Annotated in this window: 1 pseudogene; it reads right to left on the reverse strand. The window is 66.7% G+C overall.

Features of this window, described 5'->3' with window-relative positions:
* Positions 1-153 precede the first annotated feature (153 nt).
* Positions 154-252 (reverse strand): annotated as a pseudogene (locus SB771_RS35920) (cation-efflux pump); the annotation flags it as partial.

Raw genomic sequence — 252 nt, forward strand, 5'->3', positions numbered from 1 at the left:
CGTGCTGCTCGCATGCATCGTCGTGTTGATGAAGCTCGACTGGCACGCGCTCGTCCACGAACGTCGATTGACGTTCCGGCGCGGCCAGCGCGTGCGCCGCTCCGATTGAAGCCGGCGCGGGCGTGCGTTGGCCGATACGCCGCCCGTCCCCTCTTAATTTCGGTGAAGCGCTGCGGCTTCGAGCGCCGTTTCGCGCTTGCGCGGATCGACGTGCGTCATCACGTTCAGCACCCGATGATGGCGCAGCACGCG

The sequence above is a fragment of the Burkholderia sp. SIMBA_051 genome (genome assembly GCF_046534915.1).
GTDB classification, from domain to species: domain Bacteria; phylum Pseudomonadota; class Gammaproteobacteria; order Burkholderiales; family Burkholderiaceae; genus Burkholderia; species Burkholderia ambifaria.